Below are 25,849 nucleotides of genomic sequence, written 5' to 3' on the forward strand. Positions count from 1 at the left end.
TTTATGGTTAATCTATATCACTTACATTATACCGGTATCAATTATATTCCCACTAATTAATTCAGCTTCTATCTACTCAATCATTTTCGTATGCACCATAAATATATTATTTTTCTCATCGATATTATTCTTTCGGATAATAGATAGAATAACGATGCCGAAATTAAAAATCCCGTGGGATTTATATAAGATACTGATAATAGGGTGCGGTATTATTGTCCTCTTATTCGTCATGAGTAATCCTGGATTAAGTTTAATCCCACCTAACATATTTAAAGTTTATTCCGTGAGACAGCACTTTAAAGACAACACGCCGCTACTCACTATGTACATCATCACCAATGGGGGATATGTTATCTCACCATTACTACTATTAGCTTCACTCTATATCAGAGGTCCAATTAAATATCTCCTCATTACAATAAGTATTTTGATTTCCTATTTAATCTACAGTTCTTCAGGATTAAAAAGCATCGCATTCATGAATCTCGCGGTTATCATTCTATACTTCTATATAAAAGGAACAAAATCGATAAGTCATTCGGTGATAAATATCATTCTCTATTTATTCTTGGCCGCCGGGGTATTATATTTTATTTTCGATTTTTATGATCCACTTATCCATTGGCTACGCAGAGTATTCTTCACACCCACATTAAATACCTATTACTTTTATGATTATATCTACAATAACAATAGTGAATTTACAACAGAAGCACCTCAAATAATTTCTCAAATCTATTATGGTACCTCAGGCTCGGCTAATACCGGCTTTATTGGCGACGGTATCGCCAGATACGGCACACTGGGTTTAATCATAAACTTTTTTATATTTAATATATTACTCTTTGCCATGAACCTGAGCTCAAAAAAGGTTCCATTTGAATTTTCAACGACACTCTATCTCCCCTTTGTATACACGATAGCAAACTCAGCGATTACAGCACTGCTACTAACATACGGACTGCTAGCATTAAGCATATTATTATTTCTATTCCCAACGAAAACTAACAAAATACCCTTATGAAAATCACACATATGACCTCGGTACATTCGCGTTTCGACATTCGTATTTTCCTAAAAGAATGTTCTGCCTTACAAAAAGAACATGAGGTCTCCCTTATTGTCGCAGATGGTAAAGGTAATGAAGCCAAGAATAACATTGCTATCATTGATGTCGGTATATTACCCGGCAGACTAAATAGAATATTTAAAACAACCGATAAAGTTTATAGAAAAGCATTAGAATTAGATGCTGACTTATATCATTTTCATGATCCGGAGCTTATCCCTATCGGATTAAAGCTCAAAAAGAGAGGTAAAATAGTTATTTTTGATGCCCATGAAGATATTCCTAAACAAATTTTCAGCAAGCCTTATTTAAATAAATTTACCCAAGTGATTATCTCTAAATTATTCTCCCTCTACGAAAAATATTCTACGCCTAAATTTGATGGGATTATTACGGCCACTCCCTCAATAAGAAACAAATTCTTAAAACTCAATAACAACACCATAGACATTAATAATTATCCCATATTAGGCGAATTACATAATAAGCATGTCAACTGGTATGAAAAAGAAACACAAGTCTGCTATGTCGGCGGCATTTCTGACATTAGAGGTATCGCAGAGATGGTTGAATCCCTCTCTTACCTCACAACGAATACAACAATGAAACTCGCGGGCAATTTTTCAGATACAGAGCTAGAGAATAAAATAAAAAGTATGAAAAATTGGCACAAAATAGAGGCACTGGGATTTTTAAATCGCATAGAAACCAAAGAACTTTTATCTAAATCCATTGCGGGCATCGTGCTATATCACCCATTACCCAATCATATCGATGCCCAGCCCAATAAGATATTCGAGTATATGAGTGCGGGTATCCCGGTTATCGCTTCCAATTTCACATTATGGAAAGATATTGTTGTAAAAAACCATTGTGGCATTTGTGTCGATCCATTAAATCCGAAAGAAATAGCTGATGCGATAGATTACTTATCAAATAACCCTGATATCGCGGAAGAAATGGGTAACAATGGGCTTCTGGCAGTCAATGAAAAATACAATTGGGATATTGAACAGAATAAATTAACCAAATTTTACCAACACATTGGACATTAATCGATATGAAAAAAATCATTACCGTATTAGGTGCCAGACCGCAATTCATTAAAGCCAGCCCAGTCTCTCGCGCTTTAAAAAATCATAATAAATTTAAAGAGATTATCATTCATACCGGTCAACATTTTGATACTAATATGTCTGATATATTTTTTAATGAATTAGCCATTCCCAAACCGGATTACACACTCAATATTCATGGCGGCTCGCACGGTGAAATGACCGGAAAAATGCTCATAGAAATTGAAAAAGTACTTATCACAGAAAAACCGGATGCCGTTATGGTATATGGTGATACAAACTCGACTTTAGCTGGCGCATTAGCCGCCTCTAAATTACATATTCCCATTATCCATGTTGAAGCCGGTCTGCGCAGTTTTAATATGCAGATGCCCGAAGAGATCAATAGAATATTAACCGATAATGTCAGCTCAATTCTCTTCTGCCCAACAGACGCCGCTGTCAATAACCTACAAGCAGAAGGCTTCAATTCAAAGCCCGTTCATATCAGAAAAGTCGGTGATGTCATGGAAGATGCCGCTTTATATTTCAGCCAAACAGCAAAAAAACCTGATGAGCTAGATTCCATACAAAACTTCATATTAGCCACACTCCATCGTGCTGAAAATACCGATAATCAGGCACGTTTAACTGAAATAGTAAACGCATTGAATGATATACACAGAAGAATTGCTACTGTTGTTATGCCGATCCACCCAAGGACTAAAAAAATGTTAGCACAATACGGCTTACATTTAGATGTCCATTTAATTGAGCCAGTGGGATATTTAGAGATGATCTGGCTACTCAAAAACACCGCCCTGATTATTACCGATAGCGGCGGACTGCAAAAAGAGGCTTTCTTCTTCCGTAGACCTTGTATCACCGTGAGAGATCAAACTGAATGGGTAGAATTAATTGAAGCCGGCGTAAATAAACTCTCAAAAGCTGAAAATAAAAAAATAACCCAGGCCGTTCATGACATGATAGGGACTAATATGGCCTCTATTCAATCCATGTATGGCGGCGGTATCGCCGCGACAAGAATTGCTGACGAATTAGAAAAATTACTATGAATATCGTCTATATAAACCATTATGCGGGTTCGCCGGACCTGGGTATGGAATTTCGCCCATATCATTTAGGGCAAGAGTGGATTAAATCTGGACATAATATTACCCTACTCGCAGCCTCCTATTCTCATGTCCGAACAAAACAACCTAAGCTGATAGATAATAAAAAAACCACCGAAAATATTAACGGATTAGAATATGTCTGGTATCCAACCCCGAGCTATAGCGGAAATGGATTACCCAGAGTCAAAAATATTTTCTCTTTTTTACGGCAAATTTGGTTTGATAGTCACAATCTAGTTAAAAAATATCGACCTGATGTTGTCATTGCTTCAAGTACATATCCGATGGATATCTGGGTGGCAAAACGTATTGCTCAAAAAGCTAATGCCAAATTGGTCTTTGAACTACATGATTTATGGCCGCTTTCCCCCATAGAATTAGGTGGCATGTCACCGAAACATCCCTTTATTCAATTATGTCAATTCGCTGAAAACTCGGCTTATAAACATGCGGATATGGTTGTTTCCATGCTTCCTAACGTACAAGAACATACGAAAGCACATGGATTAGGTCTTAATAAATTACATATTATTCCCAATGGTGTAGTTATAGATGATTGGGTAAATCAACTCACGCCATTAAACAGCTTACTTGAAACGTTAATCACAGCTGAAAAAAATAAAGGGCACAAAATTGTATGTTATTGTGGCGCTCACGGACGGCCAAATGCACTAGAAAGATTACTCAAAACAGCTTCACTGCTTCATGATAAACCCATTACTTTTTTATTGGTTGGCACTGGCTTCGAAAAGGAGAATTTAATTAAAGAATCTGAATCACTGGGAATACATAACGTTATCTTCTTTGAGCCGATCCCTAAAACTCAAATCCCGACACTACTCAATAAAATTGACATTGCCTATATAGGGTTACAAAAACAATCATTATTCAGATTTGGCATCAGCCCCAATAAACTTATCGATTATATGATGGCGGGCAAACCCATTTTATGTGCGATTGATGCCGGTAATGATCCGGTTTCCGAAGTGAATTGCGGTATCACCGTTAAGTCAGGCAAGCCAGAAGACATTGCTCAAGCCTTATTAAAACTCAGTGAATTATCAAATGAAAAATTAAACCAAATGGGACAAAAAGGTAAAATTTACGCTTTAGAAAATCACGCTTATTCCGTATTAGCAGACAATTTCATAAAGGCTACAATTAATCATGAATAATAAATTCCTTCCTTTTGCATTACCTGAAATTGGACAATCTGAAATTGATGAAGTTATTGACTCACTTAAAACGGGTTGGATAACCACCGGGCCTAAAGCCAGAAGATTTGAACAAGATTTTGCCCAATATTTGGGTTCTGATGTTGAAGCAATTTCTGTAAATTCAGCTACGGCGGGATTACATTTAGCGTTGGAAGCCATTGGTATCCAGCCGGGTGATGAAGTCATCGTTCCGACCTATACCTTTACGGCAACCGCAGAAGTTGTCCGTTATTTAGGGGCTCACCCTGTTTTTGTTGACTCTTTACCTGACAGCCTGAATATTGACCCAATAGCAATAGAAAAAGCCATAACCGCCAAAACTAAAGCAATTATGCCTGTACACTTTGCGGGTCTGTCCTGTGATATGGATGCCATTATTGCGTTAGCTAAAAAATTTAATTTACGAATAGTTGAAGATGCCGCCCATTCATTTCCGACTTTATACAAGGGAAAGAAAATTGGCACACTAGACACCGATGTCACCGTATTCAGCTTCTACGCGAATAAAACCATGACGACAGCAGAGGGCGGCATGCTAGTCTCCAGAGATCCAGATATCATAAAAAGAGCAAAAATAATGCGTCTCCACGGCATTAGCAAAGACGCCTTTGATAGATATCAATCTAAAATACCTGCCTGGTATTATGAAGTGATTGAGCCAGGATATAAATATAACATGCCCGATATTTGTGCATCCATCGGCATCCATCAATTACAGAAAATAAACACTTTCCACAAGAAAAGAGAGGAGATGGCGAAACTCTATGATGATGAATTAAAAGATCTGCCCATTATCTTACCTACTAAGCCTAAAGAACCTAATAGCCAACACGCCTGGCATCTATATACCATTAGATTAAACGATGAAGTCAAAATATCCAGAGATAATTTCATTATAAAAATGGCAGAAAAAAATATAGGTTGCTCTGTCCATTTTATTCCACTGCATAAACAACCCATCTGGAAAAACACCTATTCTCTTAATGAAAATAACTTCCCCGTTGCAGAAGAGAATTTTAAAAGAATTGTCTCGATCCCTTTATATACAAAAATGACAAAAGAAGACCAAATCTACGTTATCAAAACAATTAAAGAGATCTTGGCATAAATGATGACATATTATTTAGCTCTAAAAAGGCTTTTTGATTTTACTTCTTCCTTCATTGGACTCATTCTATTATTCCCTATTTTAATCACTATTGCTATCTGGATAAAAATGGATTCGAAAGGACCCATTTTTTTCCGACAAAAACGAGTAGGCCAATATAATCAAGATTTCTATATTCACAAATTCAGGAGCATGACAACGGGATCGGAGCAAAAAGGACAACTCACTATTGGTAATGACCTCCGTATTACCAATTCTGGAAAATTCATCCGCAAATATAAAATTGATGAATTAGCTCAACTGATTGATGTTGTTCGAGGCAAAATGAGTTTAGTCGGGCCAAGACCTGAAGTGCCACAATTTATGGACAAATATCCGGATGATGTCAGAAACAAAATATTATCAGTAAAACCCGGCATAACCGATTTGGCTTCCATAGAAATGATCGATGAAAACCAGATACTAAGTCAATATCAAGATCCACATCAAGCTTATATTGATATTATTATGCCGATAAAAGCCAAGTACTATTTAGAATATATTGATAAAAAGTCATTTTTCTATGACCTGAAGATTATTTTTAAAACAATTTACAAAGTAGTTTTTAGGTAATTAACCATGATGAACAAAAGAATGTTTTTCAATCAAGATAGATTAATGAAGACTATCGTTCTTCTAATTGTAGATATATTTATTATCATTATTTCATACTGGCTAAGCATGTGGCTACGCCTTGATAGAGAAGTGCCCATCTACAGCTTACAACATTGGTTAACTATCATATTCGCCATACCCTTAACGCTATTTATTTTTTTAAGAATTGGCTTTTACAGATCGATATTAAAATATGTCAACATGAGCATATTGAAATGGGCCATTGTTGGTTCATTTCTATCTACTCTACTATTAACTGCAATTTCCTTATACCAGCAAGCATTTTTACCCAGAACTGTACCAATTATCTATTTCTCTTTTTTAGTTATCTCACTCTGCGGCACAAGATTTGTCTATAGAACGCTACGTAATTTAATAAAATATAAAGGCGCTCCTGTTATCATATACGGAGCCGGAGAATCTGGCCGACAACTCTTACCCATATTAAGAGAACATAGAGAATTCAACCCAATTGCTTTTGTTGATGATAATGACAAATTACATAATTTATCTATTCATGGAATTTGTGTCTTTTCTCCAGAGAAGATAACGCTCTTAGTAGAAAAATACCATATAAAGAAAATATTATTAGCCATACCCAGCGCATCAATATCTAATAGAAAAAAAATACTTGAAAGACTCCAAAAAGAGCATTGTGAAATCCTCACCATCCCAAGCTTCAATGATCTGGTTGAAGGCAAAGCGCAAATAAACTCACTGAAACGTGTTTCCATTAACGATCTGTTAGGCAGAGAACAAGTTAACCCATTACCAAGCTTACTCAGTAAAAATATCAAAAACAAAAATGTGCTTATTACTGGTGCCGGTGGTTCAATCGGATCAGAATTATGCAGGCAAATCATCACTCAGTCTCCTTCGCAACTGATCTTATTTGAATTAACCGAATATTGCCTTTACTCAATAGAAAAAGAGTTACAAAAGATAAACTCAGATAAAGATTTGAATATAACAATTACTGCAATTCTCGGTGATATAAAAGATTCAGATAAAATAGCCAGAATAATCAATAAATTTAACATTAATACCATATACCATGCTGCGGCATATAAACATGTTCCACTGGTAGAAATGAATACCATAGAGGGCATTAATAACAATATTTTTGGCACCCTCTCACTTGCTAAAGCCGCAGTTAATGAAAAAGTTGAAAAATTTGTATTAATCTCTACCGACAAAGCCGTCCGCCCGACGAATACAATGGGCGCGACAAAAAGATTTGCCGAGCTGATACTGCAAGCTTTTGCTAAAGAGAACAGTTATACCAAATTCTCAATGGTTCGCTTTGGCAACGTCCTTGGTTCATCCGGTTCCGTTGTCCCCCTATTCGAGAAACAGATAAAAAGTGGTGGGCCGATGACCCTCACTCACAAAGACATTACCCGTTACTTCATGACCATCCCGGAAGCCGCCCAATTAGTTATCCAAGCAGGAGCGATGGGCAATAATGGCGACGTCTTTGTTCTGGATATGGGCGAATCAGTAAAAATTTATGATCTCGCCCGGAAAATGATCCATCTTTCTGGGCTGGCCGTAAAAGATGAAGCCAATCCTCATGGCGATATCGAAATCAAAATTACCGGATTAAGACCCGGTGAAAAACTTTATGAAGAGCTCTTAATTGGTGATAATGTCTCTGGCACCAATCACCCAAGAATAATGACAGCCAATGAAGTTTTTCTGACTTGGGATAAATTAAACCCATTATTAAATGACCTAAAAACATCTTGTGAAAATTACGATTTTGAAAATATTAGGAAGCTCCTTATCAATGCTCCTATTGATTTCCATCCTAAAGATTACATTTACGATCTTCTAAAATAATATCTATAAATACATTCATGTCATGAAACTGGCTGGAAATCATATAATTCAGAAAATTAAAATAACAAGCTAACAAAAACCTCATTATTAGATATATCATATGCATTATACTTCCTTCATTTATTCCCTCAACAAAGGAGAATGATTAAACATCTGGAAATTATGAAACCAGCCTCTTAGCATGAGTCTATAAACTTATGAAACAGTACCCAAATGGCTATATTCATCAACCGTAAAGTAACAGCCAATGCCTATGGACTATTCTCCGGTGTTTTTTGGGGACTCACTGGTGTTCTTTTAGCTATTTTATTAAAAAGCAACACTCTTTCCTCTTATTTCTTTATTCCTATCATTATTGCTTTCCTAAATGATACGATTTCATGCGGATATATGTTTATATATCTTATAGTTAAAGGAAAATACCGAGCGATACGCCTTATCCCCAAAAACAAGAAAAATGGCATAATTATACTAGCGGCTATATTTGGCGGCCCAATTGGCATGTCTTGTTATATTTTAGCTATACAATACATTGGTATTAGCTACACAGCCACTATTTCGGCAACTTACCCTGCTATTGGGGCGCTCATTTCTTTTTTCCTGCTTAAAGATCGTATTCACCTTATCGGCATATTGGGATTAATACTGGCCGTTGTATGCACTATGATACTCGGTTATTCGGCATCAACTCAGACAATATCTGGTTGGATAGGTTTTCTCTTCGCTTTTATATGCGCACTAGGCTGGAGTTCCGAAGTTGTTATCAGCTCTTACGGTATGAACAAAGATATACCTGCTGATATTGCTTACTTCATCAGGCAATTATCATCCTCAGTGGGCTATTTAGTTATTATCATATTATTCATTCACTCTTTCCCTGGTATTGTAAACATATTCTCAAATATAGAATTATACTCCTTATTGTTTTTCACCTCTCTGGTCGCCACGCTATCGTACCTCTTCTACTACAAAGCAATCTGCATGCTTCAACCCATCCGTGCAATGAGTTTAAATATCACCTATGCTATCTGGGCAGTGATTTTTGCTTGTTTGCTGGTAGACGAACCCATCTCTATAAAACTCCTACTCCTATGCGTAGGAGTCTCTGCTGGTTCATTCCTGACTGCCGTAAATCCACTTAATATCAAAAAATTGATTCTGACACTTAAATGAGTACGATTCTGTTCGTATCGTAACAAGTTTAGGCTTGCTTTAATGTTATAGTTAAATAAAACTACTAAAACTCCACTCCCTATCAATACCAAGTATTCCCTAATCTACACCAACCACTCCCCTCTCTTCTCTAGCCTTTTAGATAACAATCACTATTGGGTTTCTACACCTTCAAAGATTACGGATTTCAGAATCAGGAACATCGTTATCCCACCAATCACAATGCTAAATAAACATAATGTCACAATTAAGCTTTACTACCGAATGGATATCACGGAAACATTGCCACATCCCGATGCGAATGGAATAGCAGCAAACTTGTTGAAAAATAAGGCATCATAGCACGTTTTCGGTAAGATCTAACTGCCATTCCATGAACAGTAATACAGATTTCAGCTAACTGTATTCTACCAATTAGCTAAACAAGTGGTTTGTTAAACTTGACCCAGAAGAATTTACAGTCTAATCTCCCCGCAACTAGTTACAAAATCTTATCCCCCATTACTTTTTGTTAAGACAGACAAAAGTATTGAGAAATCAGGGAAATAGATAAGATTTACGAATACCACAGGCACTCTGGGAGCCAAAAACCTAGTGCGGTAGCTTTGCTTATCCATAGGATATAGATAACATTCAAAGCTCTTCAAGGCCCTCAAAACATCAGTGAATTTATGAAATATATGGTCATAAAACCTATATTCTAAATTCTACCTATAACAAAAAGTATAACCTTAGGAAAATAAAAGAAATTTTTATTTAAAGCTAAAGCTAAAGCTAAAGCTAAAGCTAAAGCTACTTACATCATATTTTTGTATCTCGAAAAAAACCATACCTCCATAATTTTAAATTAAGCTATTAAAAATTAAAAGATGAAAGAAGCAATCACGAAAAATAGTGTACTAAGTAATATTAATGCTTTATTTATTACGCAAATAGCAAATTATTTATCTTTATTATTGATATTTCCTTATTTAAGTCGAATATTAGGTATTGACGGTTTTGGTAAAATAGGAATATCACTGTCTATTATATCTATTTTTCTAATTTTGACCGATTATGGATTTAATCTATCAGCTCCTAGTTGGATCGCCAATAATAAAAAAAACATAAATAAAACATGTGAATATATAGGGGCTATTTTTATACTAAAAATATTACTAACAACTTTAGGCATTATGTTACTTTTTATTTTTACTTATTCTCATGACACATTACTAACCGATATTAAATTAATAGTCTCCATTGCACTATGCGCCACTTTTCAATCCATGCAACCAACTTGGTTTTTTCAAGGGATTGAGAAAATGAGAAAAATAACTTACTATACCATTATAGCTAAAGCTATTTACATGATCCTAGTATTGTTTTTTGTAAAAAATCCGGGACAAGAATGGTTAGTCATATTTTTTCAAGCAATAAGTTTTTGCTTGTCTTCAAGCATAGCTATTTATTTTATATACCGTGAAGGATATACAATTAGGTTAATCTCTAATCCTCGGATTATAAAAGTATTTAAAGAAAGCACTTGGTTTTTTATATCTAGAGCTGCCGTTTGTGTATATACTAGTGCAAGTACGTTAATCATCGGTAGTGCTGCCGGGGTTCAGCAAGCAGGTCTATATTCTAGTTCAGAAAAAATATATAATGCAGGACAAGGAATTATATCACCAATAAGTCAAGCAATTTATCCATACCTCTCAAGATCTGGTGATAAAAGATTTCTTTACAAAATATCATTTATTATTGCAATACCAATGATAATCGGCTGCTATGTTATTACATCTTTTTCAAGTGATATTCTAACTATTTTCTACGGCCCATCATTTTCATCTGCGGCCCCAATATTGAATATTTTTTTATTCTGCCTAATAATAAATTATATCAGTGTCAATTTTGGATATCCAGCTTTTTCTATAATAAAAAGGTTAGATATTGCAAATAAAACTGTAATATTAGGTGCATTATTACAATTAATAAATTTGATTATATTGTTTTATACTGAGAGTATTAATGCAATAAATATTTCATTAGCTATACTTATTGTTGAAATAATAGTCATGATTGTGCGGGTGGTTATTTTCATATCCTTAATTAATAGACCACAATAAACTAGCACTCATTTTATCACGTACTGGAAACAAGGCTGTTAGAAATGAAGAAATTTAGAAAACTATATTCTGGTTTATTACTATTAATTCAATATCCGTTTTACCCTATATCATTTTTATTTTATAGAAATAAAAATAGATGGATATTTGGAAGTTATGGCATATATAACGATAACAGTAGGTACCTTTTTGAATATTGTAATAAGCACTGTCCAGAAATTAGAGCTATTTGGATCGGGAAAAATAGATATTCTATATTACCTATAATTAAAGATGGATATGAAGCGTACACAAAATATAGTTTAAAAGGATTATATTATCAATTAACATCAAAAGTCTATATATACTCCTCATACGTAAATAATATAAACTTCTTTACGAGTGGCAATACACTATTAGTTAATTTATGGCATGGGATACCATTGAAAAAAATAGAATTTGATATAAATACATTACCATTATCAAAATACTTTAAAAATGCTACATTTATTACAAAAATCTTATACCCTCAATATCATAAGAAACCAGATCTATTATTATCTCCCGGTGAATTTGTATATAATTATTCATTCAAAACAGCATTCAAATTACCAAAAGAAAATATTATATTCGCAAATTACCCTAGGGTAAACAACTTAATAAATAGAAAAAACGTAAACAAAGAATTTTATTTCTTATATACCCCTACATGGAGAGACGATGATCATGACTTTCTATGTAATAAATTAGAGCTATTAGAAAAAATAAATGAATTTTGTAATAAAAGAAAGTGTAAATTTTTACTCAAGTTACATGCAAATACAAATATGAATAATGCCGAGATAGGAAATCTAAATAGAATAGAAATAGTCAACAATAAAACAGATCCTAATGAAGTATTAAGTAAAGCTGATTGCTTAATAACAGATTATTCATCCATATATTTCGATTATTTATATCTTAATAGACCTATTATTTTCTTCACATACGATGAAGATTCCTATTCAAAGAATAGAGAATTGTATAATTTGCCAGAGAATATCAGGCCAGGACCAATAGTAAGAGAAGACGATGCTCTATTGTCTTTATTTAAAAATATACTAGATGGAAAAGACGATTTTAAAATAGCTAGAAACAATATAAAGAAATTGTTTTCTTCATCTGAAAATGACGATTTCATCATTCAAAGAATAAGAGAAAAATTAACTAATTAATTCATAAGGTGAGAAATTGAAAATTTACATTTTTAGCGAAATTAATTACAATGATAATAAACATATAAACCAATATCTATTCGATTACCTTACAGAGAAAGAAGATGATTGTTATTTTGTTGAGAGAGTAACAATGAAATTTCCTAAGTTGCAGCATTTCATTTCTCTTTTCAAAAAAAATAAAGCAGTGAATAAAGATAAAACTAAAATAATAAAATGTAGAATACTACCTCCTTTAAGAGTATTTAAGATTTTAAATTATTTTTTATTAAAAAAAGCAAATCTGATTTTAAATGAAAGTGATATTATTATTAGCTTTGTACCACATTCACATGTTTATGATATTGCAGGAAATAAAGCAAAAAAAATATATTACTGTGTGCATGATTCCCAAAAACAAAATTACCCGATTAATATTATCCCATATGAGAAAAAACTAGCAAATAAATCTATATTTTTCTGTGATAACGAAACTGTTATGAAAAATATCACAACTAATTACCATCTATCTTATGATGAAAGAAGAGAGAAAAATATATCAGACTATAAAGCATTTTTAGTTCCTCCTCCTGTTCCAGATGAATTTTTCAAAATTAATAAAGACCAAGAGATAAAGTATAATTTCGTTTATTATGGTAGTTTTCATCCGCATATCGATATCGGACTTATTAAACAGTTATCAAAAAGATACACCATCTTAATTATCAGTAATAATCCCCCTTCTGATTTAAAGAGAAATAATAATATTACCATATTAAAATCTATTTATGATATGGAAGAATTGGCTAACAAAATAAATAGTGCAGAAAACATACTATTGCCTTACGATAATAGCTATTTTATGTCTACCATAACCCCAGCTAAAGCTTTACAAGTTAAATCGTTTGGGAAGGGAGTTTATTGTAGTAATATTTGCATTTCAAAAAAATATAAATTTTCAACACAATTAAAAAAACTAAAGCCAACAGAAAAAATTACTCAAGATTATTCTGTATCTAATATCTGTGATTTCTTATACGATATAATAAGCCAGAAAAACAATTAATGGATACTTCAATAATATTCTTTATTACCTCAATAATTATACTATCAGTAGGATTAAACTCATTTACAAAATCGCTACTGGCATCATCAATTTTACTAGCACTAACTCCGTTAGGTGAGTTAAATGTACATATCCCATTAATCTTATTATCAATACTACTCTGCTTATTAAATAAAGACTTCACCATATCCAAAAATAGATTATTATATTTCATCTTATTTATATCTTTAAGTATAATTATATTCTTTTTTTCTTTCTATATTGACATTATAAAAACAATAGGAAAATGGGCAAAAACAATAGCCTTAATGTTTCCCCTTACTTTTATATCTAATAATAAAATAAAGAAAGAAATTAATATTCAAATTCTATTTAAATCAATTCTATTATTATCAATAATTGGAACTTTTATATGGATATTTAATAGACAATACCATAGTGGCATAGAAGGTACTTATAGATTATCTGGTTTAGCACTAGATCCTAATTATACAGCAATACTATTAATTTCTTTTTTATTTCTAATAAAATTATTAAATTATAAACTTACAAATACTGTTCTCATACTTACTTATATACTAATACTAACAACACAAGCGGTATCATCCATAGTTATTGCTATAATACTCTACATAATAATATATAAATTGCCTATTCCTTATCTGAAAAAAAATCGTAGTCTATTTAGGTTACTTGTATTCCTTATTTTAGGTAATTTATTCTCTACCTATGAAATAAGTCAAATATTCCATATTAATCTGTTTAATGATTGGCAAAATAACTACCTATCAATGAAGTTAAATTCAATGTTTATCAGATTAAATTCACAAATTGGTGGGATAAAAATGCTTGTTGCCGAGCCTAGTCGGCTATTATATGGATTTGGTTCTCATGTAAGCTTTAAGCTTTTTGGTAAAGTTATGCATCATGCTTATTTGCAAACTATATTTGATCATGGGATTATTTTCTTAGCGATGTTATTTTTCTATATAAATACAGCTTTAAAGAAATACCCAGTTTATCCATTGTTTTTCTATTTACAAATCATGAATTTTTTATTCGATACATATTTTATGGGAATAGTAACTTTCATGTATATTATTTATATAAGTATAGAAAAAACCGAATACTATGGCAGTACAGAAAATAAATATAATCTTCCATAATAGATAAATAGGAATCAAAATGAATTTCTCCGTTCTAATGTCATTATATGACAAAGAATCTCCTTCTTATCTAGATCAGTGCCTAGAAAGTTTATTTAATCAAAAATTGAAATCGAATGAAATAGTTTTAATTTTTGATGGAAAAATAAATTTAGAACTAGAAAAAACTGTTTCTAATTGGATGGATTTATTACCAATAAAAATTATAAGATTAGAAGAAAATGTAGGATTAGCATCGGCATTAAATATAGGATTAGAATTTTGCAACAACGAACTTATTGCAAGAATGGATACTGACGATATTTGTGAATACGATAGATTTTTCCAACAAGTAAAATATTTAAAAAAGAACCCTAATACAGATATTGTCGGCATGTGGATCTCAGAAATAGATGAAAATAATAATATAATAAAAGGGTTAGTTAAGTATCCATTAGAACATAAGGATCTATTAAGTTTCTTTTCTAAACGAGCACCATTAGCGCATCCTTCTGTAATGTTCAGAAAATCCTTTTTCAATAAAGCGGGTATCTACCCAACTAATATACTATTAGAAGAAGATACAGCATTATGGTACAATGGATTTTTAAATAATTGTATATTTGCTAATATACCTTATATAGGGTTAAAATTCAGAAGAACAAGTAATTTTTATAAACGTCGTTCTAACCTTAGAAAAACTATAGATTTATTAAAATTTCGTTTAATAGTTATTAATAGAAAGTTAGGGTACGGATTAAAAGGTGATATATATGCCGTTTTATATTTCTTCATATCACTATCTCCCAGTTTTATGAAAAAGGTCTTATACAAATATTTAAGATGACATTGAAAATTAACTCTAGAAAATTATGAGTAAATTCTTACCATTTACATTACCTAGAATTGATGAGATCATTAATTCACTTAAAACGGATTGGATAACTACAGCTCATAAAGCAAAAGATTTGAACAAAACTCTGTTCAACATTTGAACTATAATGTTGAAACAATTACTACAAATTTAGCAACTGCTGGACTACATTTAACTCTGGAAACAATCGGTATCTAAGAAGCTGGATAACTACTTAACCAGCTGAATTTACACCCGGCGTTTACAGACGCTACTGAGTATTGATTTTCTAAACATGTCGGTTCTGAATTCAGAAATGGCCGTCATTTTATGAATTATCCCAGTTTGGTCCCCAAAGAAAAGAGCGGAGCCGTGATAGTATGAATAAGGCGGCCGTTGTCCTGACGAATAAAAATAACCGAATAGCCTGAACATTAGTCAGAAACAAAACGAAATACGTAGAATGTCTATTCCCAGTAGTGGTTGATACACTGATAGGTAGGACAAACTCTCTATGAACCTGGCAAATATCTCAGTTTTTCAAAACGATTGAAATAATTAGGGCAAAGAGTGTGGATAATTATTAGGGCCTTTCTGAAGCCGAATAAATATATGTTTGCGGTTACATTGTCAACAGAAAGAAAAATCATCACTTGTATTGAATTAGCATCCGTATATACTCTATGGATTTCAAGATGCTTCGCGATGGCAAGGGAGCGAATCCCCGGGAGCATAGATAACTATGTGGCCAGGCTGAACGAATAAAGAGGCAAGAGGCAAGAGGCAAGAGGCAACTTGAAAGATAACGGGTATATACTATTTAGATAACTTTACCTAGTAATAATAGATCATCCGAAAAAAATTAAATCTGGTGTAGATTCTTTGAACAATTTTCAACTTACTAACTGAAAAAAACGCATCCCACACTGAAAGTGAGTACACAAAAGTTAGACGCTACGACGCTACCAAGTATCTAAAACAAATGACCACACCAAATAGAGTCTATACTGATAAGCTCAGATAATTCCATAACAATCGTAAGCTAGAAAAATAACCACTCAATAACCCCAAATTTATGCTGTTATATTCACCTATTCATTCGCTTAACTTAATAAAATCAAATAGTAACAATTATCTCTGTAGAAGAAATACATAATCACCTTTATAGCAACTGCTAAAAAGTTCCTCGACATATATCAGAAGGTAGCAAAAATGAAACGATATTAAGCAAAGTCATTTTAGATAATGAAATCATTGTCCCACTAATATATCCTTATTACTACAATATAATAAAAATATTATCACTATGAGAGCAAGCAATGCCTAGGGAATAGCATATAATTTAATCTACATTCGTTCAATTCTAAATATCTATATATCTCTTAATTACTTATTCTCCAATTCCCCTGAGATAAAAAAACATTTATTAATATCTAGTAAATATGAAAAAATCACAAATTTTCCTCAAAAGAATATTTGATCTTATACTATCAATATCAATTATTTTGATTATACTTCCTATAATACTTATAAGCTGGTTTATTTCTACTATTGAAACACGATCCAATGGTTTTTTCCTACAAAAAAGAGTAGGGCAAAATGGGAAAATATTTTCAGTTATTAAAATAAAAACAATGCGACCAGTTATTAAAAACGAAAATAGATCGTCAATCACTTCAGAGAATAGTCAATTGATTACTAAAAGTGGTAATTTTTTCAGAAAATACAAAATCGACGAACTACCTCAATTAATTAATGTGATAATTGGTGATATGAGTTTTGTTGGGCCTCGACCTGACGTTCCCGGATATGCAGATAAGTTAATCGGCGATGATAGAATCATTCTTAAATTAAAGCCGGGAATAACAGGTCCTGCATCAATAAAATATAAGAATGAAGAGACTTTACTAAAAGAAAAGTCTAATCCTAAAGAATATAATGATCTCATTATCTGGCCTGATAAAGTCAATATTAATAAGGAATATTACCTAAAATATTCCTTCCTTAAAGACATCAAGTATATTATACATACATTAAAATAAAGAGATGAAAATGTTAAATACACATTTTTCCCCTTGGCCATCTTTTACAAATGAAGAGGCTAAAGCAGTTGAAAAAATCTTACTTTCTAATAAAGTTAATTATTGGACTGGAAATGAATGTAAGACTTTTGAGAAAGAATTCGCAGAATTCACTAAGTCAAAATACGCGATTGCTCTTGCTAATGGAACAGTTGCCATAGACATTGCACTATACGCATTGAATATTGGTGTCGGTGATGATGTATTAGTCACTTCTAGGACATTTTTAGCTTCAGCATCATGTATTGTCAACGCTGGAGCCAATCCTATATTCGCTGATGTTGATCTAAATAGCCAAAATGTCACCTCTAGTACTCTTAATGATGCTTTAACACCAAAAACTAAAGCTATAATAGTTGTACATTTATCAGGAATGCCAGCAGACATGGATGAAATCATGAATTTTGCCAATCAACATAATCTTTTTATTATTGAAGATTGTGCACAAGCTCACGGTGCGAAATATAAAGGCCGTTCAGTAGGTACTTTTGGTCATATTGGTGCATGGTCCTTTTGCCAAGATAAAATTATGTCAACAGGTGGTGAAGGAGGCATGGTAACAACAAATGATTTTAATCTTTGGTCTAGAATGTGGAGCTATAAAGATCACGGAAAAAATTTTGATGTAGTAAATAATCAAGAGAGTAAATCAGGTTTTAGATGGTTGCATGAGAGTTTTGGCACCAATTGGCGTCTTACAGAAATGCAAGCAGCTATCGGACGTATTCAATTAAAAAGATTACCAGAATGGATTAGAATACGTTCTGAAAACTCAAAAATACTCACTAATATATTAAAAAAATTCGACTGTATTAGAATTCCTATTGTTCCTGACTATGTACAACATGCTTGGTATAAGTATTATGCATTCATTAAACCTGACTTGTTATCAAAAGATTGGACGCGAGATCGCATAATTGAAGAGCTTGGTAAATTGGGTGTTCCTTGTTATCAAGGTAGCTGTTCTGAAGTATATTTAGAAAAAGCATTTGATAATACAGCTTGGCGTCCCAAAGTTCGATTAAAGAATGCAAAAGAACTTGGTGAAACAAGCTTGATGTTTCTGGTGCACCCAACATTAACTATAAAAGAAATGAAATTAATGGGCAAATTTATATGTCAAGTATTAAATAATGCACAAATAAAATAACATCTTATTTTTACCTTAAAATTCAATTATAAAACTAAATTAATTAAATCTCTTTAGTGATCTTGAACTATATTAATAAGGCACCAAAGAGATTATTATATGAATTTGCTTTAATAAATACTAACCTATCATTATGCCTCAATTTACAATCTACTCTGTATATTTTCTGCTAATTAAATGAATCCAGAGATATTTAATTAGAAATTTTATAAATCTATATAATAAATATACTATTATAATATTGGCTATACATATTTTGAGATTTTAATATTCTTATCGGAAGAATTTCTTACTTATTAAAATGGTATTTAAGTAATCAAAAATCATGAATAAAAAAACAATTCTTAATAGAAACAAAGACAGGTTAATAAAAACTATAATCCTTCTAACAGTTGATATATTGATGATCATTACCTCATATTGGCTCAGTATGTGGTTACGTTTAGACAGAGAAATCCCAATTCATAGCTTGAATCATTGGCTGGCGATCATATTCACAATACCTTGTACTCTATTTATCTTCTCAAAAACTGGCTTTTATAGATCTATAATAAAGTACGTCAATATGAGTATATTAAAATGGGCTATTATTGGTTCATTTCTATCTTCTCTATTATTATCAGCTATCTCTTTATATCAACAGGCATTTCTACCCAGAACTGTACCAATTATCTATTTTTCTTTTCTGATTATATCACTCTGCGGCACTAGATTCTTATACAGAACGTTGCGCAATCTATTAAAAAATAAAGGCGACGCGGTGATTATATATGGGGCAGGAGAATCTGGCCGGCAACTTTTACCCATATTAAGAGAGCATAGAGAATTTAATCCCATTGCTTTCATTGATGATAACTCTAAATTACACAATTTATCTATTCATGGAGTTTGTGTATTTCCTCCAGAAAAAGTAACATCTTTAATAGAGAAATATCATATAAAGAAAATATTATTGGCAATACCTAGCGCACCAATATCTAATAGAAAGAAGATACTTGAAAAACTACAAACAGAACATTGTGAAATCCTCACCATCCCAAGTTTTAATGATCTAGTTGAAGGAAAAGCCCAAATAAATTCACTGAAACGCGTTTCTATTAATGATCTACTTGGTAGAGAACAAATTAATCCATTACAAGATTTACTAAGTAAGAATATTAAAAATAAAAATATTCTCGTTACAGGTGCCGGTGGCTCAATAGGTTCAGAGTTATGCAGACAAATTATCAATCAGTCTCCCTCTAAGATGGTATTATTTGAGTTAACCGAATACTGCCTTTATTTAATAGAAAAAGAGTTACAAAAAATAAATTCAGAAAATAACTTGAATATAACCATTATTCCAATTTTAGGTGATATAAAAGACTCAGATAAGATAAATAAAACAATAAATAGATTCAATATTAATACAATATACCATGCCGCTGCATATAAACATGTCCCTCTTGTAGAAATGAATACAATAGAAGGTGTGAATAATAATATTTTTGGGACCCTTTCACTTGTCAAAGCAGCAATTAATCAAAAAGTTGATAAATTCGTATTAATCTCTACAGATAAAGCTGTCCGCCCTACAAATATAATGGGGGCAACTAAAAGATTTGCGGAACTTATATTGCAAGCTTTTTCCAAAGAAAACATCCATACAAAATTCTCAATGGTTCGTTTTGGCAACGTCCTGGGTTCATCCGGTTCCGTTGTCCCCCTGTTCGAGAAACAGATAAAAAGTGGTGGACCGATAACCCTCACCCATAAAGACATTACCCGTTACTTCATGACAATCCCAGAAGCCGCCCAATTAGTCATCCAGGCAGGGGCATTGGGCAATAATGGCGATGTTTTTGTTCTGGATATGGGAGAATCAGTAAAAATTTATGATCTCGCCCGGAAAATGATCCATCTTTCCGGCCTGACAGTGAAAGATGAAACCAACCCTCATGGTGATATCGAAATCAAAATTACCGGATTAAGACCCGGTGAAAAACTTTACGAAGAGCTCCTAATTGGTGATAACGTTTCTGGCACCAATCACCCAAGAATCATGACAGCCAATGAAGTTTTTCTCACTTGGGATAAATTAAATCCGTTATTAAATGACTTAAAAACATCTTGTGAAAATTACGATTTTGAAAATATTAGGAAACTCCTGATCAATGCTCCTATTGATTTTCATCCTAAAGATTATATTTACGATCTTCTAAAATAATACCCATAATATTATAGATAAATTTGGAGATTATTATATAATACAGAGAACATCGGCTCGGAACATATATTTCAACGAACGCCGATCAACATCAACCATATATATGTACATTTTTTATATTCCTCTCATTTATTAATATACCTGTGTTTTTATAAGAATAAGATAAAAAATAAAGTATATATAGATTTGTTAAAATTATATGGATTAATATTATCACTATCTATTTTTCTATCTTTTAATAGAGAAATAGCTCTCAGGAGCTATATTATGTTACAATATATAGTTCCTATTATATATCTTCATACATAAAACAAAAATTAATATTCAGTATGTTATTCGCTAGCTATACGTTGTTATATTTTTATTACTTATTAAATCGCTATTGGTTCACCGATCAATTCTTAGGAAATATTACTTCATAAGGAAAAACCATGAAAAAAGTTATAACGTATGGAACATTTGATCTTTTTCATGTAGGACATATTCGTCTTTTGAAACGGCTAAAAGCCCTTGGAAATTATTTAATCGTTGTAATTTCTACTGATGATTTTAATCAACTTAAAGGAAAAAAATCATTTTTTTCCTATGAAGAGCGTAAAGAAATAATTGAATCCTGTAAGTACGTTGATATGGTTCTTCCCGAAAATACTTGGGAGCAAAAAAGAGTAGATATCATTAGCAATAAAGTAGATATACTTGGAATGGGAGATGATTGGAGAGGTCACTTTGATGACTTAAATGATATATGCGAAGTTATCTATTTAGAACGAACTAAAGATATTTCAACAACTCAGATTAAAAATGAATTATCATTTATTACACCACAAAAGCTACAAGAGCTTGAAGAGTCAGTTAGCAATGTCTTTGATATCGTAAAAGCAATATCTGGAGCTAATAAATAAATGTTAGGACCAAAAGTAATTACATGTACTGGTTATGGTGATACAGGCTCAAGTGTTGTTTCAGATTTACTAAAAGAATTTTCTAATATTCACTCATTTGGAAATTTTGAATTCGGATTTTTGCAAGATCCTCATGGGATTAGAGATCTAGATTATGGTATTGTCCAAAACAATAATCGTTTAACTACAAATTATCATATCAATAATTATTTATATAAAATATGTGAATTTCTTGAGTAAAAGTAATGTTTATTCACATGAACACTTTTTCAATAATAGATTTAAAGAAATTACAAAAGAATATTTAAAAAATATTATTGATGTAAAGTGGCATGGATTTTGGCATCAAGATATCATTGATGAAAAACCTTTTGGAAAATTTATATATTATCTTGAAAGATTCTACCAGAAAAAAATTCTGAGAATAAATGGAGGTGGTGCAAGAATCTACAGTAAAATTTTTAACAAGAATATGTATTACTCTTATCCAAGAGAAAATTTTTATATTGAAACCCGCAAGTATTTGAGAAATTTAATCAATGCATCGAATTACAATTCGAAAGAATATGCAGCATTTGATCAACTTATCCCACCGAATAATACTAATCAATGGAGGATTCGACTAATAAGTACAATTTTTCAGAAGGGTGGTTATTGCTTTAATATATTATCTAAAATCACAGGCAAAGAATTTTCTACTAGCAGCATTCGTGTTAGAAAATTCTGTGCTCGCACACATTCAAATCAGACTTCATTGAAAAAACTGGCTTCAAAGCTCCCGTTTCTTTAGAACAAGGCATTAATAACACTGTTCAGTCTGAGTTTAAGCACCTATAGATTTATTATGCGGGATAACAAATGCCAACCCTAATCACCGGCGGAGCCGGCTATATCGGTTCACACACAGTATTAGCACTTCTGGAAAGAGGAGCAGATGTTGTTGTTATTGATAACCTATGTAACTCATCACCAGAATCTCTTCGTAGAGTTGAAAAACTTACTGGCAAATCCGTGAAATTCTATCAAGGCGATGTACTTGATCTAAATTTACTTAATACAGTTTTCCAAGAAAACAAAATAGAATCTGTAATTCATTTTGCTGGATTAAAAGCGGTTGGCGAATCTACCAGAAAGCCACTTGAATATTATCAGAACAATGTTACTGGCACTCTAGTTCTGTTACAGGCTATGCGCGCTAATGGTGTACATCAACTAATTTTCAGTTCATCGGCGACAGTCTACGGTAATCCTGAATTTGTACCACTTACTGAAAATGCTAAAGTAGGCGGCACCACCAACCCTTATGGCACATCAAAACTGATGGTAGAGCAAATTCTAAAAGATTTTGCCGCAGCCGAGCCAAGTTTCAAAATTACCAGTCTAAGATATTTCAACCCTGTTGGTGCACACTCATCAGGTATGATTGGTGAAGACCCTAACGGTATTCCTAACAACCTGTTACCTTATATCACTCAGGTTGCTATTGGCCGTCTGGAATGTTTATCAGTGTATGGCAATGATTATCCAACTAAAGACGGTACCGGTGTTCGTGATTATATTCACGTAATGGATTTAGCTGAAGGCCATATTGCCGCCATTGATTATCTGAATAAACAGCAATCCTATGAAGTTTTTAATTTAGGAACCGGTGCTGGTTATTCTGTACTTGAACTACTTCATGCTTTTGAAAAGGCATCAGGTAAAGATATTCCGTACAAAATTACAGATAGACGTTCTGGGGATATTGCCGAGTGTTGGTCTGATCCATCCAGAGCTTTCGATATCCTTGGCTGGCAAGCGACACGCAATATTGACGATATGATGCGTGATAGTTGGAATTGGCAAAAGAGTAACCCTCATGGTTTTCGCTCAGGGAAAGAACGTTAAAAACCTTTTTACGATTGATTTAGCAACCTCTCGGTTACTCGCAATCCTAGCCAAGACAGCAAACAATTATAAATAAGCTGACAGATATTCTGCCGTTAACAATCAGTGCCGTCATTGCTGGCACCAAAGACTGGGAAGAAATTGAAGACTTTGGTGTTGAGGATTGTTAGAGCAATACAGTGAATTTGAGCAGGATATTCCAACTCATAAAACCATAGCCATATGGTTGTATCAATACCAAGCAGTCTCAAAAGTATTTCATTAAATGGATGAATATTTGCCGTGAACTGACGAAAAGCTCAAGGGGTGCCACCGATGGAAAAACCGTCAGGCGCTCCCAATTCAGTGCGGTCACTCAGGGAAATGGCTATCTTGGATAAAATATATTTCAGTGAATGTACTGAATAACACTAAAATATTTAAGGAGAATATTGAAATGAAAGCAACGCTAAGTACAGCCTATCTACCTGAAATTCTTGCTAAGCAGGTCCTTACGTAATCCTTTTTTATAATACCATCATTAAAAAATAATGTATCACTAGATCTTAGTAATTTACTATAAAAGTATTATCAAAATAATTAATCTATTGGTCATTTTATGAAAACAGAAAACTCAAAAGAGCTTCTCTATGATGTAATAGAGTGGGATATATGTAATTGGGGTCATGCCTTAAAATATTGGAGGGACCATTCTAGCTTAGAATTAAAGTCAGCTAATATTCTAGAACTAGGAAGCCGAAATGGTGGATTATCACTGTGGGCAGCATTAAATGGAGGTAATGTTTTATGTACGGATTTAAATGGCCCTACTTCAAAAGCACAGGAGAAACATAAGCGTTATAATATAGAAAATAGAATTCGATATGGTAAATTAAGTGCATTAGATATTAAATATAGAAACCATTTTGATATTGTGATGTTTAAATCAGTATTAGGTGGTATTGGCTACAATTCAAATAAATCAGCACAAAAAAAGGCGATTAATCAGATTTTCCATTCATTAAAAGAGGGGGGTGAATTTTGGTTTGCAGAGAATTTAATCGCATCGCCATTGCATAAGTTTCTCAGAAAAAATTATGTTAATTGGGGGAATACTTGGGGCTATGTTACTGTCAACGAAATGACCGAGTATCTGTCAGCATTTTCACATGTTAATTATACAACTTTAGGTTTCCTTGCTACGTTTGGCAGGAATGAATCTCAAAGAAATTTTTTAGGGATGTTAGATAATAAAGTGTTAAATAAAGTCGTTCCTAAACATTGGCACTATATTATCATCGGTGTGGCAAAGAAATAATCCAGAAAGTCTCTAAAAAATTTAGTATGTTAGGTTATATCCAGTGATGTTCTTTCACTTTTAAGTTTACTGACAATACAATCGAGTACCCCTACAGGGAAAGATCTTCCAACAGGTAAATAAGAATATCGATGAAGATCCTCCTGCATCCCCTCCCGATTTCTGCTAACCTGTGCCCCTTGTTTCTGGGGGGCATTATGCTAAACATCGTCTTATTTGAACCTGAAATCCCACCTAATACCGGTAATATTATTCGTCTTTGTGCTAACACCGGATTTCAATTGCATCTAATTCAGCCTCTGGGTTTTACCTGGGATGATAAAAGGCTACGTCGAGCCGGGCTGGATTATCACGAATTTGCCAATATTAAACAACATCATGATTATTTTGCTTTTTTAGAGAATGAAGGATTAACAGGAGAGTCTTCTGCTCGTTTGTTTGCTCTCACAACAAAAGGAACTCCGGCACATAGCGCCGTAAGTTATCAAGCAAGCGATTATTTAATGTTTGGGCCGGAAACCAGAGGGTTACCACCTTATGTATTGGATAATATGTCACCACAACAAAAAATTCGTATCCCAATGCTAGCAAACAGTCGCAGTATGAATCTTTCCAATTCAGTTGCTGTTGTTGTTTTTGAAGCCTGGCGGCAACTAGATTATCAGGGCGCTATCATCAGAAAATAGTGCGTCAATAAATATGCCTAATATCGCTACACATTCCTG

Annotated in this window: 21 protein-coding genes; all 21 read left to right on the top strand. The window is 32.9% G+C overall.

Annotated elements, in window-relative coordinates; all coding sequences use genetic code 11:
• The first annotated feature begins 1,038 nt into the window (after positions 1-1,038).
• Positions 1,039-2,127, top strand: a complete 1,089-nt coding sequence (locus EAE91_RS05490; protein ID WP_244868683.1) for a glycosyltransferase family 4 protein — start codon at positions 1,039-1,041, stop codon at positions 2,125-2,127.
• 5 nt (positions 2,128-2,132) lie between these two features.
• On the top strand, positions 2,133-3,203 hold the full coding sequence (gene wecB, locus EAE91_RS05495) for a non-hydrolyzing UDP-N-acetylglucosamine 2-epimerase (protein ID WP_214087607.1): 1,071 nt from the start codon (positions 2,133-2,135) through the stop codon (positions 3,201-3,203).
• A complete protein-coding gene (locus EAE91_RS05500; protein ID WP_214087608.1) occupies positions 3,200-4,438 on the top strand; it encodes a glycosyltransferase family 4 protein in 1,239 nt (412 codons plus the stop codon). Before wecB ends, EAE91_RS05500 begins: the two co-directional genes overlap by 4 nt.
• Complete coding sequence (locus EAE91_RS05505) at positions 4,431-5,588, top strand: DegT/DnrJ/EryC1/StrS family aminotransferase (protein WP_214087609.1); 1,158 nt, start codon at positions 4,431-4,433, stop codon at positions 5,586-5,588. Before EAE91_RS05500 ends, EAE91_RS05505 begins: the two co-directional genes overlap by 8 nt.
• Complete coding sequence (locus tag EAE91_RS05510; protein WP_214087610.1) at positions 5,589-6,200, top strand: sugar transferase; 612 nt, start codon at positions 5,589-5,591, stop codon at positions 6,198-6,200.
• Between the two features lie 9 nt (positions 6,201-6,209).
• Entirely contained in the window at positions 6,210-8,084 is a 1,875-nt protein-coding gene (locus tag EAE91_RS05515; RefSeq protein ID WP_214087734.1) for a polysaccharide biosynthesis protein, read from the top strand.
• A gap of 213 nt (positions 8,085-8,297) precedes the next feature.
• Entirely contained in the window at positions 8,298-9,257 is a 960-nt protein-coding gene (locus EAE91_RS05520) for a DMT family transporter (protein WP_214087611.1), read from the top strand.
• Between the two features lie 869 nt (positions 9,258-10,126).
• Entirely contained in the window at positions 10,127-11,365 is a 1,239-nt protein-coding gene (locus tag EAE91_RS05525) for an oligosaccharide flippase family protein (RefSeq protein ID WP_214087612.1), read from the top strand.
• A gap of 44 nt (positions 11,366-11,409) precedes the next feature.
• Positions 11,410-12,558 (top strand): CDP-glycerol glycerophosphotransferase family protein, encoded by a 1,149-nt coding sequence (locus EAE91_RS05530; RefSeq protein ID WP_214087613.1) that lies wholly within the window; start codon positions 11,410-11,412, stop codon positions 12,556-12,558.
• Positions 12,559-12,574: 16 nt separating this feature from the next.
• The gene (locus EAE91_RS05535) at positions 12,575-13,603 is read left to right on the top strand and encodes a hypothetical protein (RefSeq protein WP_214087614.1); all 1,029 of its coding nucleotides are present in this window, start codon (positions 12,575-12,577) and stop codon (positions 13,601-13,603) included.
• Positions 13,603-14,769, top strand: a complete 1,167-nt coding sequence (locus EAE91_RS05540; RefSeq protein WP_214087615.1) for a hypothetical protein — start codon at positions 13,603-13,605, stop codon at positions 14,767-14,769. The genes EAE91_RS05535 and EAE91_RS05540 overlap by 1 nt, the downstream gene beginning before the upstream one ends.
• Before the next feature lie 19 nt (positions 14,770-14,788).
• On the top strand, positions 14,789-15,595 hold the full coding sequence (locus tag EAE91_RS05545) for a glycosyltransferase (protein ID WP_214087616.1): 807 nt from the start codon (positions 14,789-14,791) through the stop codon (positions 15,593-15,595).
• A 1,448-nt stretch (positions 15,596-17,043) separates the two neighbouring features.
• On the top strand, positions 17,044-17,643 hold the full coding sequence (locus EAE91_RS05550; protein WP_214087617.1) for a sugar transferase: 600 nt from the start codon (positions 17,044-17,046) through the stop codon (positions 17,641-17,643).
• A gap of 10 nt (positions 17,644-17,653) precedes the next feature.
• Positions 17,654-18,832, top strand: coding sequence for a DegT/DnrJ/EryC1/StrS family aminotransferase (locus EAE91_RS05555; RefSeq protein ID WP_214087618.1), 1,179 nt, complete (start codon positions 17,654-17,656; stop codon positions 18,830-18,832).
• Positions 18,833-19,157: 325 nt separating this feature from the next.
• Complete coding sequence (locus EAE91_RS05560) at positions 19,158-21,038, top strand: polysaccharide biosynthesis protein (protein ID WP_244868684.1); 1,881 nt, start codon at positions 19,158-19,160, stop codon at positions 21,036-21,038.
• A gap of 431 nt (positions 21,039-21,469) precedes the next feature.
• Positions 21,470-21,940, top strand: a complete 471-nt coding sequence (gene tagD, locus EAE91_RS05565; RefSeq protein WP_214087619.1) for a glycerol-3-phosphate cytidylyltransferase — start codon at positions 21,470-21,472, stop codon at positions 21,938-21,940.
• Positions 21,941-22,180 (top strand): hypothetical protein, encoded by a 240-nt coding sequence (locus tag EAE91_RS05570; protein ID WP_214087620.1) that lies wholly within the window; start codon positions 21,941-21,943, stop codon positions 22,178-22,180.
• The gene (locus EAE91_RS24060; RefSeq protein ID WP_244868685.1) at positions 22,173-22,730 is read left to right on the top strand and encodes a hypothetical protein; all 558 of its coding nucleotides are present in this window, start codon (positions 22,173-22,175) and stop codon (positions 22,728-22,730) included. The genes EAE91_RS05570 and EAE91_RS24060 overlap by 8 nt, the downstream gene beginning before the upstream one ends.
• A gap of 68 nt (positions 22,731-22,798) precedes the next feature.
• On the top strand, positions 22,799-23,827 hold the full coding sequence (galE, locus tag EAE91_RS05580; protein ID WP_214087621.1) for a UDP-glucose 4-epimerase GalE: 1,029 nt from the start codon (positions 22,799-22,801) through the stop codon (positions 23,825-23,827).
• Between the two features lie 598 nt (positions 23,828-24,425).
• Positions 24,426-25,124 carry a class I SAM-dependent methyltransferase gene (locus EAE91_RS05585; protein ID WP_214087622.1) on the top strand — a complete coding sequence of 233 codons (699 nt, stop codon included), beginning with the start codon at positions 24,426-24,428 and terminating at the stop codon, positions 25,122-25,124.
• Positions 25,125-25,321: 197 nt separating this feature from the next.
• Complete coding sequence (gene trmL, locus EAE91_RS05590) at positions 25,322-25,810, top strand: tRNA (uridine(34)/cytosine(34)/5-carboxymethylaminomethyluridine(34)-2'-O)-methyltransferase TrmL (RefSeq protein WP_214087623.1); 489 nt, start codon at positions 25,322-25,324, stop codon at positions 25,808-25,810.
• Positions 25,811-25,849: the final 39 nt, after the last annotated feature.

This window comes from Photorhabdus noenieputensis (assembly GCF_018448935.1).
In the GTDB taxonomy this organism is placed as follows: Bacteria; Pseudomonadota; Gammaproteobacteria; order Enterobacterales; family Enterobacteriaceae; genus Photorhabdus; species Photorhabdus noenieputensis.

Coding starts and splice junctions, on each gene's coding strand:
- EAE91_RS05555 (WP_214087618.1), top strand. CDS start 17,654: ATGTTAAATACACATTTTTCCCCTTGGCCATCTTTTACAAATGAAGAG.
- EAE91_RS05490 (WP_244868683.1), top strand. CDS start 1,039: ATGACCTCGGTACATTCGCGTTTCGACATTCGTATTTTCCTAAAAGAA.
- EAE91_RS05520 (WP_214087611.1), top strand. CDS start 8,298: ATGGCTATATTCATCAACCGTAAAGTAACAGCCAATGCCTATGGACTA.
- EAE91_RS05560 (WP_244868684.1), top strand. CDS start 19,158: ATGAATAAAAAAACAATTCTTAATAGAAACAAAGACAGGTTAATAAAA.
- wecB (WP_214087607.1), top strand. CDS start 2,133: ATGAAAAAAATCATTACCGTATTAGGTGCCAGACCGCAATTCATTAAA.
- EAE91_RS05500 (WP_214087608.1), top strand. CDS start 3,200: ATGAATATCGTCTATATAAACCATTATGCGGGTTCGCCGGACCTGGGT.
- EAE91_RS05585 (WP_214087622.1), top strand. CDS start 24,426: ATGAAAACAGAAAACTCAAAAGAGCTTCTCTATGATGTAATAGAGTGG.
- EAE91_RS05545 (WP_214087616.1), top strand. CDS start 14,789: ATGAATTTCTCCGTTCTAATGTCATTATATGACAAAGAATCTCCTTCT.
- EAE91_RS05525 (WP_214087612.1), top strand. CDS start 10,127: ATGAAAGAAGCAATCACGAAAAATAGTGTACTAAGTAATATTAATGCT.
- galE (WP_214087621.1), top strand. CDS start 22,799: ATGCCAACCCTAATCACCGGCGGAGCCGGCTATATCGGTTCACACACA.
- EAE91_RS05540 (WP_214087615.1), top strand. CDS start 13,603: ATGGATACTTCAATAATATTCTTTATTACCTCAATAATTATACTATCA.
- EAE91_RS05510 (WP_214087610.1), top strand. CDS start 5,589: ATGATGACATATTATTTAGCTCTAAAAAGGCTTTTTGATTTTACTTCT.
- EAE91_RS05515 (WP_214087734.1), top strand. CDS start 6,210: ATGAACAAAAGAATGTTTTTCAATCAAGATAGATTAATGAAGACTATC.
- EAE91_RS05550 (WP_214087617.1), top strand. CDS start 17,044: ATGAAAAAATCACAAATTTTCCTCAAAAGAATATTTGATCTTATACTA.
- trmL (WP_214087623.1), top strand. CDS start 25,322: ATGCTAAACATCGTCTTATTTGAACCTGAAATCCCACCTAATACCGGT.
- EAE91_RS05570 (WP_214087620.1), top strand. CDS start 21,941: ATGTTAGGACCAAAAGTAATTACATGTACTGGTTATGGTGATACAGGC.
- EAE91_RS05530 (WP_214087613.1), top strand. CDS start 11,410: ATGAAGAAATTTAGAAAACTATATTCTGGTTTATTACTATTAATTCAA.
- EAE91_RS05505 (WP_214087609.1), top strand. CDS start 4,431: ATGAATAATAAATTCCTTCCTTTTGCATTACCTGAAATTGGACAATCT.
- tagD (WP_214087619.1), top strand. CDS start 21,470: ATGAAAAAAGTTATAACGTATGGAACATTTGATCTTTTTCATGTAGGA.